The 15156-nt window shown below is 53.0% G+C and carries 12 protein-coding genes; 9 read left to right on the forward strand and 3 right to left on the reverse strand.

Features of this window, described 5'->3' with window-relative positions:
• Positions 1-165 precede the first annotated feature (165 nt).
• A complete protein-coding gene (locus BFW38_RS04390) occupies positions 166-939 on the reverse strand; it encodes an RNA methyltransferase (protein WP_068997298.1) in 774 nt (257 codons plus the stop codon).
• Between the two features lie 131 nt (positions 940-1070).
• Between BFW38_RS04390 and BFW38_RS04395 the strand changes: the two genes are divergently transcribed.
• Positions 1071-2702, forward strand: a complete 1632-nt coding sequence (locus BFW38_RS04395) for a methyl-accepting chemotaxis protein (protein WP_068997299.1) — start codon at positions 1071-1073, stop codon at positions 2700-2702.
• 146 nt (positions 2703-2848) lie between these two features.
• Here BFW38_RS04395 and BFW38_RS04400 read toward each other — a convergent pair whose 3' ends face one another.
• Positions 2849-3736 (reverse strand): LysR family transcriptional regulator, encoded by an 888-nt coding sequence (locus BFW38_RS04400; RefSeq protein ID WP_068997300.1) that lies wholly within the window; start codon positions 3734-3736, stop codon positions 2849-2851.
• Between the two features lie 169 nt (positions 3737-3905).
• Here BFW38_RS04400 and trpB point away from each other — a divergent pair, with 169 nt between their 5' ends.
• From trpB to BFW38_RS04435, 7 genes are all read left to right on the forward strand, one after another.
• Entirely contained in the window at positions 3906-5180 is a 1275-nt protein-coding gene (trpB, locus tag BFW38_RS04405) for a tryptophan synthase subunit beta (protein ID WP_068997301.1), read from the forward strand.
• On the forward strand, positions 5177-5992 hold the full coding sequence (gene trpA / locus BFW38_RS04410) for a tryptophan synthase subunit alpha (protein ID WP_068997302.1): 816 nt from the start codon (positions 5177-5179) through the stop codon (positions 5990-5992). Before trpB ends, trpA begins: the two co-directional genes overlap by 4 nt.
• 232 nt (positions 5993-6224) lie before the next feature.
• The gene (gene queE / locus BFW38_RS04415; protein WP_068997303.1) at positions 6225-6875 is read left to right on the forward strand and encodes a 7-carboxy-7-deazaguanine synthase; all 651 of its coding nucleotides are present in this window, start codon (positions 6225-6227) and stop codon (positions 6873-6875) included.
• On the forward strand, positions 6875-7735 hold the full coding sequence (locus tag BFW38_RS04420) for a 6-carboxytetrahydropterin synthase (RefSeq protein ID WP_068997304.1): 861 nt from the start codon (positions 6875-6877) through the stop codon (positions 7733-7735). Before queE ends, BFW38_RS04420 begins: the two co-directional genes overlap by 1 nt.
• A gap of 155 nt (positions 7736-7890) precedes the next feature.
• Complete coding sequence (locus tag BFW38_RS04425) at positions 7891-8520, forward strand: FMN-binding negative transcriptional regulator (protein ID WP_068997305.1); 630 nt, start codon at positions 7891-7893, stop codon at positions 8518-8520.
• A gap of 63 nt (positions 8521-8583) precedes the next feature.
• Positions 8584-9027, forward strand: coding sequence for a GNAT family N-acetyltransferase (locus BFW38_RS04430; protein WP_068997306.1), 444 nt, complete (start codon positions 8584-8586; stop codon positions 9025-9027).
• 74 nt (positions 9028-9101) lie between these two features.
• Entirely contained in the window at positions 9102-9878 is a 777-nt protein-coding gene (locus BFW38_RS04435; protein ID WP_068997307.1) for a M90 family metallopeptidase, read from the forward strand.
• On the opposite strand, the gene amt is transcribed toward BFW38_RS04435, so the two are convergent.
• Positions 9875-13315: an ammonium transporter gene (gene amt / locus BFW38_RS04440; protein WP_068997308.1), complete on the reverse strand. Its 3441-nt coding sequence runs from the start codon at positions 13313-13315 to the stop codon at positions 9875-9877. The genes BFW38_RS04435 and amt overlap by 4 nt on opposite strands.
• 289 nt (positions 13316-13604) lie before the next feature.
• Here amt and dacB point away from each other — a divergent pair, with 289 nt between their 5' ends.
• Complete coding sequence (gene dacB / locus BFW38_RS04445) at positions 13605-15155, forward strand: D-alanyl-D-alanine carboxypeptidase/D-alanyl-D-alanine endopeptidase (protein WP_068997309.1); 1551 nt, start codon at positions 13605-13607, stop codon at positions 15153-15155.
• The last annotated feature ends 1 nt before the right edge of the window (position 15156 follow it).

Raw genomic sequence — 15156 nt, forward strand, 5'->3', positions numbered from 1 at the left:
TTAATGGTTCATATCGCTGTGATTGGCGCCCTTATATGGGCGCCTTTTTTGTTTGGCATATCAAATTGTTAGCGTGATTTAACCTGTTTTTATGGTCAGGGTGATATTTGCTTGTCTGCTACATTAGGTTTTTGAGATGATAGGCCGCCATTTGGTCGGGCTATGTTATGGCTGCCTGGTCTTGTCTGGGGTCTCAGTATCTTCGGCGTGTCTGGCCGTTTTTGAATCAGCTTCAGCCAGCTGTTCTAGGCGCGTTAGCACACCGCGTAGCAGGCTCAGTTCTTTGCGGTTTGGCCGTGCACGCCGGAAGAGGGCATGGAGCTTGTCCAGCGCTTGGCCTGAACGCTTATTCAGGAAGCCGCTGACGGTCAGCGCCTGCTCTAAATGGCTTTCAAAATGCTGAAGCTGTGATTGCAGTGGATAAGGCGTTTCTTGCGGCGCTGGAATGCTCTGGCGACGTGACGCCATATGAGTTTCATAGCACAGCACCTGAACGGCCTGGGCCACATTGAGGATATTGTAATCCGGATTGCCAGGAATATTGACCTGATGAGTACAGCAGGTGATTTCTTCATTGGTCAAGCCACTGCGTTCTCGGCCAAACACCAGTGCAACCGGGGTTTGCTGGCTTTCTTGGGCCATCAACTCGCCGGCTTGAGGCGGTTCCACTTCCGGTAGTGGAAAACTACGCAGGCGAGCACTCGCGCCAATCACCAGCCCGCAATCAGCGACAGCCTCTCGAAGCGAATCATAGCATTGAGCCTGCTCCAAAATGTCGACGGCACCGGCAGCCATTTGGGTGGCTTCGGGGTCGGGAAAGCAGCGTGGTTGTACCAGACGTAGTTGGGTGATGCCCATGGTCTTCATGGCGCGGGCGGCAGAGCCAATATTACCGGGGTGGAAAGTGTTCACCAGAATAACGATTTGATTGGCATTCATAAGCGTTGATGACTAAACCTTATTCATTAACGGCACCAAGGATGGCTCATTTGAAAACGATGCTCTGAAAGTCGCGGTTGTTTGACCCGTATCGCAATCAGTCATCGTGTAACCAGCACAGGTGTCTTTGCATGTTCAAAAGATTGACTCAACGTTTCCAGCTTTTTCTGGCCGCTGTTCTGGCGGCAGTTTTAGGCATCGCCATCGTGGGCGTACTGGCGATGCAGCACGTCATTAATGGCTATGATCGGCTGCTTGTGCACGACTTATCCCTAGAGCGTGATGTTTCGCACGTGGCACTGAATTTTAAAGTGCAGGTCCAGGAATGGAAAAATGTGCTGTTACGTGGTCATCAACCTGAACAAATGGACAAATACTGGGGACGCTTTCAAGCACGAGCGAAAGATATTCAATCGGCTTTAGCGCAAGTGGCGGCCCGTGTGCAAGATGATACCGTTAAGCAGGACATTCGTCAGTTCCTGTCTGCTTATCAAACGATGATGACGGCATACGCCGAGGGGCGAAACAAGTTTATTGCCAGTGGATTTGATCCTCAGGCAGGCGATCAAGCAGTACAAGGGATTGATCGAGAGCCAACAGCGCAAATGGAAGCGTTGGCCCAACACTTTGCTGATCAAGCCGCCGAATCATCGGTGATATTAGGCGAGCAAGCGGACAATCGGATTATGATGATTCTGACGGCTTTGTTGGTGGGCGCTGTGCTGGTCTTGTTGTTGGCCGGTTGGTTAGGACGTAAAGGCCTGGTCAGACCGATTCTCCATTTACGTGCTTCGGTGGTGGATTTATCCGAAGGTCGTTTTAACCAGCCTGTCCATGGGGTTGGGCGAGAGGATGAACTGGGCGATATGGCCCGAGCCACTCAGCGTTTACAGGATCACCTGAGAAGTTCGGTGACGAGTATGGAGGCTGCCGTTTCGGGGTTGAATCAGAGTGTGACTGAGTTGACCGAAGTGGCTGAGGGCATTCGCCATGGTGTGAGTGATCAGTCCCAGCGCACCGAGCTTGTGGCTGCGGCGATGAATGAAATGGTCTCGACCGTACAAGAAATTGCACAAAGTGCAGCGCATACAGCGGAATCGGCCAATGAAGCCGATCGGCATGCTGTTGATGGTGGCGAACGTATGGCCCAGGCTGCCAGCGATATGCAAACCCTGGAAAACGAAGTAGAGACATTGGCCGCTGACTTGGATCAATTGGTTCAGCATACGCGTGAGGTTTCCGGGGTACTGGATGTGATCAGTGGTATTGCTGAGCAAACCAATCTATTGGCTTTGAATGCGGCGATAGAGGCGGCACGTGCTGGCGAACATGGTCGAGGGTTTGCGGTTGTGGCCGATGAGGTGCGCCAGTTGGCCAGTCGTACTCAGGAGTCTACCGAGCAGGTGGCCCGTATTATTGATCAGGTGCAGCGTGGTGCCGGTAATGTTGTGGAGTCTATGCGGGTCAGTCAGGAGCAAACCCAGGTCAGTACTCGCAATGTACAGTCTGGCCACGAAATGTTGACGTTTATTATTGAGGCGGTCTCCAAAATGCGGGATATGACGACTCAGATTGCCGCTGCTGCAGAAGAGCAAGGGCAGGTGGCTGAGGAGATCAATCAAAATATTGTGTCCGTCTCAGAAGTGGCCCAACACAATGAATCGCAAACCGCATCTGTGGCGGGCACCGCCGATCAGCTGGCGCATTTAGCCCATGATGTTGAGATGGCGCTTAAATCTTTGAAAAACCAGGCAACTCATTGATTGAAGCACTTATTTAGACATCAACGCACTTATTCAGGCATCAAAGTATCTATTCAGACACCAAAACACTTATCAATACACTTATCAAGACATCAGGCGTATATGTTGAGTGGTTCATGTGCTGAGTGGCTTATATGATCAGTGGTTTATGTGATCAGTTGAGACTTGAGCCACTGCGCCAGTTGCTCATTGTGTGGCGCCGGGTGTGAGCCCGGCTGCCAAAGCGATAGCCAGGCCCCCGTTTCAACAAATCCCCATGGGGCTATCAGTCGGCCTCGTTCGAGTTCTGCGCTTACCAGGTATTCCGGCGCAATGGCAACGCCTAATCCAACCAAGGCAGCTTCCAGCAAATAATTCAGGTGTTCGAATCCCTCTCCGTAATGTAACTGTGTGGCATCCAACCCCATTTGTTGAGCCCATTGGGGCCAAGCACTTTGGCGGGAGCGAGTATGCAAGAGGGGCTCGTCCAGTAAAGCGTCTGCCGCAGGGTGATCGCCAAAGCGTTGGCAAGTCGGGCTCATGACCGGGCCAATGCGTTCCGGCATCAGGGGCCACACTTGCATATCATCAGGCCAGGGGGGATCAGCAAACTGAAGTGTGGCATCAATCCCTGATTGGCGAGGATCCAGTGTGCTTTCGCTTGCGGTTAAATGCAGGTTAAGGCTCGGCAGATCTTGTCTGAGCTGGTCTAAGCGCGGAATAAACCAGCGAGCCAATAAACTGCCCGGACAACTCAGTACCCAGGGGCGTTGGCTGGGTGAGTCGCTGATCTGTTGGCAGGTCTCTCGTAAGCGGGTGAAACTCTCGCGCGTGGTGGCTTTGAGCTGCATCCCTGCTTCGGTCAGCACTAAACCACGAGACTGTCGTTGAAAAAGCGTGACGCCGAGGGTGTCTTCAAGCAGCCGGATTTGTCGACTGACGGCCCCGTGAGTCACATTAAGCTGTGTGGCTGCATCACTCATGCTGAGCGTGTTAGCCGTTACATCAAAGGCATATAGCGCTTTAAGTGGCGGTATTCTTGAGGTTTTTGTCATTGCCTACAACACTTGTTTAAATAGGTTAGATGTCAGTTTTTCTCACAGGCTTGATTGATTTTATCGTTTTGGTTCCGGTCTTGTCTGCGTTAAAGTGCGTGACATAGTGATTTCAATTTAATCGACTGAATCGATCGACGTCTTGATGACCGATCACGCGAGGTTGTCCATGTCAGTGATATCGCAATCCCACCCAGCGGCTGCAGTGAGTGATGGTTTAAGAGCCGGTCCGGATGATCGGGGCTTTTTTGGTCGTTTCGGTGGGCGTTTTGTCGCCGAGACGTTAATGCCCTTGATTCTCGAGCTGCAGGCTGAGTATGAACGGGCTCAGCAAGACCCCGACTTTTACGATGAACTGCAAGCCCTACAAGCCGATTATGTCGGCCGTGCTAGCCCTTTATATTATGCCGAGCGGTTAACGGAGCATTTGGGCGGAGCTAAGATTTATCTCAAGCGTGAAGATCTCATGCACACCGGTGCCCATAAAATTAATAACTGCTTGGGGCAGATTTTATTAGCCAAACGCATGGGCAAACAACGCATCATTGCCGAAACGGGTGCCGGTATGCACGGTGTCGCGACCGCCACAGTGGCCGCTCGGTTCGGTATGGATTGTGTGATCTATATGGGCAGCACCGATATTCACCGCCAGCAGCCCAATGTCGACCGTATGCGACTGCTCGGGGCGCAAGTGATTCCGGTTGAAAGTGGCACTGGCACTTTGAAAGATGCCATGAATGAGGCGCTGCGTGATTGGGTGACGAATGTTGACTCAACCTTCTACATCATCGGCACCGTGGCAGGGCCACATCCATACCCGGCCATGGTCCGTGACTTCCAGTCAATTATCGGTCAGGAAGTGCGGGTTCAGATGCAAGCCAAAGAAGGTCGCCTGCCTGACTCATTAGTGGCCTGTATCGGTGGGGGCTCGAATGCCATGGGGCTGTTCCATCCTTTCCTGGATGATGCCGACGTCGCCATGATCGGGGTCGAAGCTGGGGGTGAAGGGGTCGAAACCGGTCATCATGCGGCGAGTCTGAATGGGGGCGTGCCTGGAGTGCTGCATGGCAACCGGACTTTCTTATTGCAGTCTGATGATGGTCAAATTCAAGATGCCCATTCCATCTCAGCGGGGTTGGATTATCCCGGCATCGGCCCTGAGCATGCTTGGTTACACGATATTCAACGTGTTGAGTATATCTCGATTACCGATACCGAGGCTTTAGAAGGCTTTAAAGTGCTATGCCGTCTGGAAGGAATTATCCCCGCCTTGGAATCTTCGCATGCGTTAGCCGAAGTGATGCGGCGTGCACCCTCATTACCGAAAGATCATCTGATGGTGGTGAACTTGTCAGGCCGTGGCGATAAAGACATGGCCACGGTGACTCATTATCTGGCCGATGAACTGGCCGCAGCGGCAGCAGAACAGGAGGGGCGGGCATGAGCCGTATTGAGCGTCGATTTCAGGCATTGAAAGCGGAGCAACGCGCCGCACTGGTGACCTTTGTTACCGCGGGTGATCCGAATCCTGAAGCCAGTTTAGCCACTTTGAAAGGCTTACCTGCTGCCGGGGCCGACATTATTGAGTTGGGGATGCCATTTACCGACCCGATGGCGGATGGGACCTCCATTCAAAAAGCCAGTCAGCGTGCTTTGGCTGCGGGTCAAGATATGCACAAAACCTTGGCCATGGTGAAAGCATTCCGCCAGGATGATCAGGACACGCCCTTGGTACTGATGGGATACTATAACCCGATCTACTGCTATGGCATTGACCGCTTTCTTGAAGTGGCCGCTGAGGCCGGCGTTGATGGATTGATCGTCGTCGACTTGCCCCCTGAGCATGATGATGAACTCTGCCTGCCTGCTGCCAAAGCCGGGATTCACTTTATTCGGTTGGCCACACCGACCACGGATGCCAAACGTCTGCCCAAAGTGTTGGAAAATACGTCCGGCTTCCTCTATTACGTCTCCAGTACCGGGGTGACCGGTGCTGCCGCCCCGACACCGGCCAAGGTTCAAGCGGAAGTTGAAGCGATTCGTCGTTCGACCGACATTCCCATTGCGGTCGGCTTTGGGATTCGTAAGCCCGAGCAAGCCGCTGAAATTGGCCGTTTTGCCGATGCAGTGGTGGTGGGGTCCGGTCTGGTTGACTGCATTGCACAAGGCGAAACGCCTGAGGCGGGAACGCAAGCCGTTCATCAACTGACTCAAGCCTTATCAAGCGCACTGAAACAAGCGCGCACTCCAGCCTAAGCCGGGTCTTGGCATGGCCTTAAGCGATGTTGAGCATTGATTGAGGCTGATGAAGGCCAAAATCTGACTCCGTGTGACCACGAGGCCTGCCTTAAGGCCTCGTGTGTCCTCTGTGGGTTGTCTGTATCCTTGTTCCTATCCCTGATTAAACCTGATGGAATCAATCAGGTATTTTGTCTTGTCTCAGAGTCTGCGATAATGCGCGCCCGCATTGTTAATCTTCAGGTCGTCTGTGTACCACATCAAAGAAGCATTTTATTCTCTGCAAGGCGAAGGCCAGCGCGCAGGTCGCCCGGCTATATTTTGTCGTTTTACCGGCTGTAATCTCTGGAGCGGCCGGGAGCAGGATCGCGCTACATCGCCTTGTACCTTATGTGATACGGATTTTATTGGTACTGATGGCCAGCATGGCGGCCGCTTTGGTGAGGCGCAAGATCTGGCCGACCACTTGCTGGCGCTGTGGCCGGATTCTGCAGAAGGGATTGCGGCGAAGCCTTACGTCGTTTTCACTGGCGGCGAGCCATTACTTCAGCTGGATGTTCCGTTGATCGAGGCTATGCAGACGCGCCGTTTCGAAGTGGCGGTGGAAACCAACGGGACTTTACCTTGTCCGCCACAAGTGGATTGGATCTGTGTCAGCCCCAAAGGGCATAGCCCCATTGTGCAGCGTCATGGTCATGAGCTTAAACTGGTCTATCCTCAGCCTGGGGTGAATCCCGCAGATTTCATCACGCTGGATTTTGAGCACTTCATCTTACAGCCGCTTGATGGCGAGCCTCAGGGATTAACGGAGAATTATACCCAGGCGGCACTGAATTATTGTCTGGCGCATCCTCGATGGACCTTGGGCTTGCAGACACACAAATTGTTGAATATTGACTGATGAATCTCTTTGTTAATGCCTTTACCCATTTGGATGCGTCACTATGGTGCCCTGAGCATGGCCTGACCGGAGCCAGCTGGTGGGTTGATTTGGAGTTACAGGGGCCGCAAGGAGACGACGGCATGATTCTCGACTTTGGCGAGGTCAAGCCTTGGACCAAACGGGCGATTGATGCCGGGCCGGATCATACCTTGCTGGTACCTGAACACGCTGAAGGCGTAACGGTTCAAACACTGCCTGATGAGCGGTTGTGCATCACCACACAAACCCCTTATGCCATGACCGTCACCGGGCCTGCTGAGGCGTTTACGCTGTTGCCTGTCGATCGCGTGACGCCTGAGGTGATTGCCCAGTATTTAATGGCCGAACTGAACCCCAAACTGCCGGTACCCGGTCAATTAACACTGGCCTTGCGCGCAGAACCGATCGAAGGTGCCGAGCTGCACTATAGCCATGGCTTGCGCCTGCACCAAGGGAACTGTCAACGCATTGCCCATGGTCACCGCTCGCGTTTACACATCTGGCGAGATGGTCAAGAAGCCCCTGAAGTTGCTGCCCGTCTTGCCGCCCGCTGGAATCATGCTTACCTCTATGATCAAGCCGATGATGTCTCACCATCACTCATGGGTGAAGCCCCTTCCGAGCCGCTGACTTCACTGGCCTATACCGCCGCTCAAGGCTTGTTTGAACTGACCTTGCCCACACATGTCTGCCATGCTTTACCGGTACAAACCACCGTTGAAAACCTGGCGGATGCACTGGCTCAGCAGTTGCATGAGATTGAACCGGGTCATCACTGGCGGGTGTGCCTGAATGAAGGCATTGATAAAGGCGCCTGTGCTCAACGATCAGCCTCATAAACGCGCATTGCTTATTGCCTCACCTGCCGGACAACATCGAATGAAAGTCCGGTAGGCCCTGCCCGGCGTGTTCTCTTTGGGTCGTTGTGCTTCTTTTGGGCATCAAGTAAAAGACGCTATGATGGCGTTTTGCCTGACTGGGGCCGGACGCTCTTATGTATACTCCAAGCGCATTGGCGATGACTGAAAAAGATGATATCGCCGCTTTTATCCATCACTTCGGGTTTGCTCTTCTGGTCACTCCTGATCTAGACGCTACCCATCTACCGCTTTTTCTGGATCGTGAGCAGAGCCCTATGGGGATGCTTTATGGTCATCTGTCGCGAGCGAATCCTCAAGCCCATACGCTGGACGGACAGCGTGTTCTTGCCATTTTTAGTGGGCCTCATAGTTATATTTCACCGACGTGGTATGCCTCTGCGCCTGCCGTGCCAACCTGGAACTACGCCGCAGTGCATTGTTATGGGCAGGTTGAGCTTTTAAGTGAAGCAGAGACGACCCGTTCGATGGACACACTCGTGACGCAATATGAGCCTGCTTTATTAAGCGATGATGCCGTCGCTCAGGCCCTCATGCCCAGCGCTTTTAAGCAGAAGCTACAGCAAGGGGTTGTGGGATTTCGGATTCTCCTGGACCAAATTCAGGGTAAAGAAAAGCTCGGCCAGCAGCGTCCTGATGCTGATCAACAAGGTGTATATCAGGCATTACAGCAAAGCGATCGACATGACGAGCGAGCACTGGCAGCCTATATGAAGCAGCGTCAATTGGGCACTGGCGCGCGTTGAGACCAATGCCTTGAATCGAATCGTGTCGGTGATAGCGGCCTGAATGAACAAGGAGTACATCGCATGGCCATGACAATCACAGCGCCAATGCCGACGCATTGGCATGCCATTCGCGCATTGATTCATGAATGGGGATATGAAGCCGATGAGGCGCAGGTGCAGGCATGGGTTGAAGCCTTAAACGCGTCTTCGCTGCATGCAATCTGGGTAGCCATTAGCGATGGTGAAGTCTGTGGCTGGCTGGTGGCTGAACAACGGATTGCACTGGGGGCAGGGCAGATCTGTGAGATCACCGGGCTTGTTGTGGGCGCACGGTTTCGTCGCCTGGGGGTGGGCCAGCACTTGATCAAAACGGCTGAACACTGGGCGCAGCAGCGACAGCTCAGTCAAGTCTTGGTACGCTCCAACATTACGCGTGTGGAATCCCACGTGTTTTACCCGTCGATGGGATTCTCGTTGAAGAAAACCTCGCATGTTTATGAGAAGGCATTAACGCTGCCTGCTTAAGAAGGCCTTGTGGGATACCGTGACGCTGAATCGGTACCGCCAGGATCACCGCACGAACGTCATGAAGGCTGCTGATGGGCATTTGGCAACAGTTAAAACATCGATGGGAACAGCGCCGGATACGCCAACTCGGGCTGAACCGTGAGCAGTGGGAAGCCGCCATTGCCGATTGGCCGGTTGCTCAGCGTTACCAAGGCGAAGCACGAGAGCAACTTTGGACATTAACGTTACGTTTTCTTGCCCATAAAACCATCGCTTCTGGCGGCGGTTATCCATTTGATGATACTCAGCGCTTAAAGCTCGCCACCATGGCGTGTGTGCCGATTTTGCATCTCGGTTTGGCTTGGTATGATCATTTTTATACCGTTATCTTGTATGAGGATGACTTTATCCCCAATCGGCCTTATCGCAGTGAAGATGGTGTGGTGCATGCTTCTGCCCCAGGGCTTAGCGGTGAGGCTTGGCAACAGGGGCCGGTGATTTTGTCTTGGTCTGCCATTCAGTCTGCTGGTGCCCATGGGCGTTACGGCCAAGCCAGCAATGTCGTGATTCATGAGTTTGCCCATAAGCTCGATATGCTCAGAGACGGGGCCAATGGTGCACCACCAATGCACCCGGATATGCGCGCAGGCGAATGGCATCAGGTGTTTTCCGAGGCTTGGCAAGCGCTTCATCAGGATCAATCCCGGCATCATCACTTGCCACTGGACCCTTATGCGCTGACTCATCCTGCTGAGTTCTTTGCCGTGTGTAGCGAGACCTTCTTTGAAGCGCCCTTGCAATTGCAACAGCACCTGCCTGATGTTTACCGGCTGTTATGCCAGTTTTATCGCCAATCTCCTGCGGATTAACGCGGCATCATACGTACGGCGGCCAGCTCTGTTAAGGGCTGCGGTTTGCCGAGATGGAACCCCTGTGCATAATCCACACCAATGCTTTGCAACGCCTCTAGAATGGCCTCATTTTCGACAAACTCGGCCACCGTTTTTAATCCCATTTCATGACCGATGTTGTTGATGGATGCCACCATGACGTGGGCAGTGGTGTCCTGATGAATATCCTTGACGAAGCTGCCATCAATCTTGATGTAATCGACGGGTAGGTTTTTAAGATACCCAAAAGACGAGACGCCCGAGCCAAAGTCATCCAATGCGAAAATACAGCCAATCGCTTTGAGGCGTTCCATCAACACAATGGCATTACTGAGGTTCGCGATGGCATTGGTTTCTGTAATCTCGAAACAAACGGCCGCTGGCGGCACTTGATAGCGTTCCAACCCATTGAGGACAAAGTCGAGAAAGTCCTCATCGTTGAGCGAGTCTGCAGTGAGATTAATGGCGTAATAGCCCTCAAAGTGCCCTTGCTGGCGCACATGATCACCTAACCAGGCCAAAGTGTTGGCAATGACCCAGCGATCAATCGCAGCGGCCACGTTATAACGCTCCGCTGCGGGCATAAAGGCGCCAGGGGGAATCACGCGATTTTGCTCATCAAGCATCCGAATCAAAACTTCATAGATGGGCGCCGTATTGTCTTGTAAACCGACAATCGGTTGCACATAAAGTCGCAATCGATCTTCATCCAAAGCCCGACGAATGCGGTTGACCCAGTGCATTTCTCCTTGCCGTTCCAGCAGCAGTTGATCATCCGGTTCATACAGATGAATACGATTACGACCGGCTTCTTTGGCGGCATAACAGGCGGCATCGGCCGCTCCTAATAAAGGGCTTAACTCATGTCCGAGCCCATCAATCGGGACAAGGCCAATACTGACCCCAATGGCAAAGCTTTTGTTTTGCCAAGAAAAGCGGAAGTTTTCCACCATGGCGCGAATATTCTCGGCGATTTGACGGGCTTCCTGCATCTCACACTGATAAAGCAGCACACCAAATTCATCACCGCCTAATCGAGCTAACTCATCAGTGGCGCGGAGTCGGCTGCGAAACAGGTTCGCCAATTGACGTAACAGTTCATCACCGGCGATATGACCGCAGGTGTCATTCACGATCTTGAACTGATCCAGATCGAGGTAGCAGAGTATATTGTGACGGCTCTTGGACTCACCATGAAGCGGGGCCGCCGGGTGATACTGAGACAATAGACTGTTCAGGCGGCGCTCAAACTCTTCACGATTAATCAGCCCTGTCAGGGCATCATGAGCGGCTTGATGAGCCAATTTACGCGCCAATCGACGAGAGACGGAGACATCACTGAAGGTGAGCACCGCGCCTATCAAATGGCCATCCGTATGGCGAATGGGGGCGGCGGCATCTTGTATCGGAATGGGTTCTCCTGAGCGCGGAATCAGGGCGCGGTGCTGCTCTCCTGTATGCTTGACGGGGCGATCCGGTCGATTGAATAGTTGAAATACCGGATTGGGCAGATTGACGTTTAGTTCGTCATCGATCAGCTGATAAACCTCATTAATCTTCTGACCTTCGGCCTCTTCTCTGGACCACCCCGTGAGTTGTTCGGCCATCGGGTTTAAATAAGTGACTTGACCGCTGCGATCGGTCGTGATGACCCCATCACCAATGGAGGCCAGTGTGACTTGAGCAAGCCGCTTTTCCTGCGACAACTGTTCTTCGATACGGCGCCGCTCGGTGATATCACGAAGAATGCCGGTATAGTGGGCTTGTTGGGCTGATTTTTCGCGGCTCACCGTAAGCTCGGCGAGAAAGGTACTGCCATCCTGACGTTGGCAAAGCACTTCGGCTTGGGCTTCACCCCCGGGTGGGGGCAGGAGTTGCTCGGGGAATCCTTCTTGGTGTTTAAGTAAATCCTGTAACGTGAGTGGTTTTGCGGCTTGGGCCAATGAAAATTCTGGGGCCAGTGCAAATAGCCGCACTGAGCCTGGGTTCAGACTGGTCAGGCGACCGTCTTGAGTGAAGGTGATGATGCCATCGCGAATGTCACGGACAATGGCCTGAGTCGTATCGACGGCATCGCCCAAGGCGCGAATCACTTTATTATATTGGCTGGCAATTTGGCCGACTTCGGTAAACGGCTCAACGGGCACTTCGCCATGAAAACCACCATTGCGGGCATCACCTTCCATGGCCTCAAGCAGCTCAAACAGTTCGGTGCGCGCGCCATGTTCTGCAATATTCAGGCCCAGGCGTTCGGCCTCCGGATTGATGCGCAGCGGCATGAACCGATTGAGCACCCACAATAATAAATAGGCGACACCAAAGCTCCATAAAGCGCAGATAACGATGCCTTCACATTGCACCCCGAACTGTGCCCAGCGATCAAGCCCCGTACCCAAACGCTCTGGATCGCCCAGTAAGGCCACAGCCAATGTGCCCCAAATCCCGGCAGCCAGATGAACCGGAACGGCTGCGACCGCATCATCAACCTGCCAGCGCAAGAGCCATGCATCCGCTAGCATCATCACGCCACCGCCGACCATACCAATGAGAATGGCGCTGCTCGCCTCGACCACATGCGCTGATGCGGTGATCGCCACAAGCCCGGCTAACAAACCGTTCATGATTTGAGTGGCATCAGTGTAACCCTTCAGCTTCCAGCTGATGACCAGTACAGAGGCAGTACCGGCCATACCTCCTAACAAGGTATTTACCATAATGCCGGGTATGGCCATACTCGCCGATAAAGTGCTACCGCCATTAAACCCGAACCAACCAAAAAACAAGAGCAAGGCGCCGAGCATGGCTAAAGGTAAGTTAGAACCGGGCATGGCATGAGGGGCAGTGTTAGCCGATGAGAAACGGCCCTGACGTGGCCCAATAATCAGCAAAACGGCTAGCGCGACCCAGCCGCCCACACTATGCACAACGGTCGAACCGGCAAAATCAACAAACCCCTTTAGGCCTAACCAGCCTGCGCCATTGGGGGTGCTACCGCCCCACGCCCAATGACCAAATACGGGATAAATTAACCCAGCGACCAGGGCGCTGATGATGATATACACCGCAAATCGCAATCGTTCTGCCGTAGCGCCAGAAATGATCGTAACAGCGGTGGCGCAGAACATCGCCTGAAAGAGAAAAAAGGCGGCAAGCCAAGCATCGCCGCTGCCCACTTTGGGTAGAAAGTCACTGGCGCCGACCCAGCCCTCGAGACTTTGACCGAACATCAAGCCAAAACCGTATAACCAATAGAGCAGTACCGCCAAAGCAAAGTCAGTCACATTTTTGACCGCGACATTAATGGCGTTTTTACTGCGAATGAGGCCAGACTCAAGACAGAGAAAGCCAATTTGCATGTTGAACACCAAAATCGCGCAAATCACCAGCCAGACAATATCAAACAAGGTGTTTTCCATGTGTGCTGAAGCCTCTGATCATGACGGTGTTTACTGCAACGGCGCTATCGCGTGATTCAATGGTCTATCGCCGTTCATGTCGCATCCGTTAAAAAAGTGAATCACACTCATGTCATCAGATAGAGCAAAATCTAAGCCAGTCTCTATTTTCAATCACGCAGAATCGCGAGGGCGCGGGTTAGGGTGTGCTGTCGTGATGCGCGGCGCACTGTCTTGATGCCATGGCCTGACTAGAAACGGGGATATGCCCCGATATTGGGCGTAAGCGACGGTTAAGTGAGGGGGAGCTATGTATGATAAAGCCCAGGCGTTTACTGTGATCCTGGCGAAGCGGCTGAATAGGCTATTAACGCATGGTCAACGAGCGTGCGGGTTTTTATCGGCATTGCTGTTCGCAAGTGTGTCGATGTCCAGCTTGGCGGCTGAACCTCCGCCTGGAGCTCTCGTGATTACACAGGCCTCTTGGCAACAGCGTCATACTGAATTTTTGGCCAAGCCTGCCAGCTTGATGAAGTTAGTGACGGCGACAGCCGCTTGGCAAACGCTCGGGCCCGATTTTCGGTTTGCCACTCAGTTGCGCTATCAACGTATTGATCCGCAAACAGGGCGCGTTCAGCTGTCTTTCTCTGGTGATCCGACCTTACGCATCGATGATTTGATCGCCTTGTTCCATCAATTGAAAAGCGCAGGTGTCACCCATATCACCGAGCTCACCATCGATGACTCACTGTATGCGGGCCACCCTTGGGGGACAGGGCAAGTCTGGAATGACCATGGCATCTGTTTTGCCGCACCGACCACCGCCATTATTGTGAGCCATAATTGCATTCGCGGTAATTTAAAACCGACCCAAGTGGGCCAGCCTGCACGCTTGCATATGGCCGATTATGCCGGTGTGGCGTTCACCAATCACGTGATCACCCAAGCACCAGGTGAACCGCCTTGTGAAGCGCTCCATCAGGTGACATCGGATAATCACTTTACCTTAAGCGGTTGTATTGATCGTCGGCGCCGAGTATTACCGCTTGCGTTTTCGGTCGTGAATGTACGGGCTTATCTCACTGCGATTATCCAGCGTATGACCGAAAACCAAGGGATTGAGTGGTCAGGACAGCCGACTTTCGCCGCCATTGATCAGGCGCTTTATCCCCAAGCCTTGACCCATCAGTCAGCGCCCTTAACCAAGCTCATACACCGAATGCTTAAACGATCAGATAACCTGATTGCCGATAGCCTGTTTAAACAGTTGGGGGCGCAACGATATGGTACCGGCACTTATCAAAATAGCGCTGAAGTGGTGTGGCAGATCTTGGCGGAGTATCAAATTGCCCGCCGCAATCAAGTCATCCAAGATGGTTCTGGGCTCTCACGGGAAAACCTGCTGTATGCCTCGACCTTGTATCAAATTTTAACGCTATGGCGCGATAACCCGGCCTTTTCTCCCCTGATTGATGCACTGCCTATTGCCGGGCGCGATGGCACTTTAAAATATCGACGTAGTGTGCAGAGCCCGGTACTGAAAGGGCATATTCAAGCCAAGACTGGATCGATGGCAGGCGTATCCAACTTGGCCGGATATGTGATCACCTCACAGGGTTTGAGCCCCTTTGTCTTAATCGCCAATCAGGTTTCAGCTGATGATGAGGCCCAAAGCGCGATCAAGCGAATGACGGATTATGAAACGGATTGGTTGTTACAAAGCATCGCCAACGCTAACGAAAGAGCAAGCGCTCATGCGGTTGAAACAGAACGAACGGTTAAAGCAGAACGAACGGTTAAAGCAGAACGGACGGTTAAAGCGGAACCTGCAACTGATATGACCGCCACATCGAAACCATGAG

The sequence above is a fragment of the Terasakiispira papahanaumokuakeensis genome, assembly GCF_001709345.1.
In the GTDB taxonomy this organism is placed as follows: domain Bacteria; phylum Pseudomonadota; class Gammaproteobacteria; order Pseudomonadales; family Halomonadaceae; genus Terasakiispira; species Terasakiispira papahanaumokuakeensis.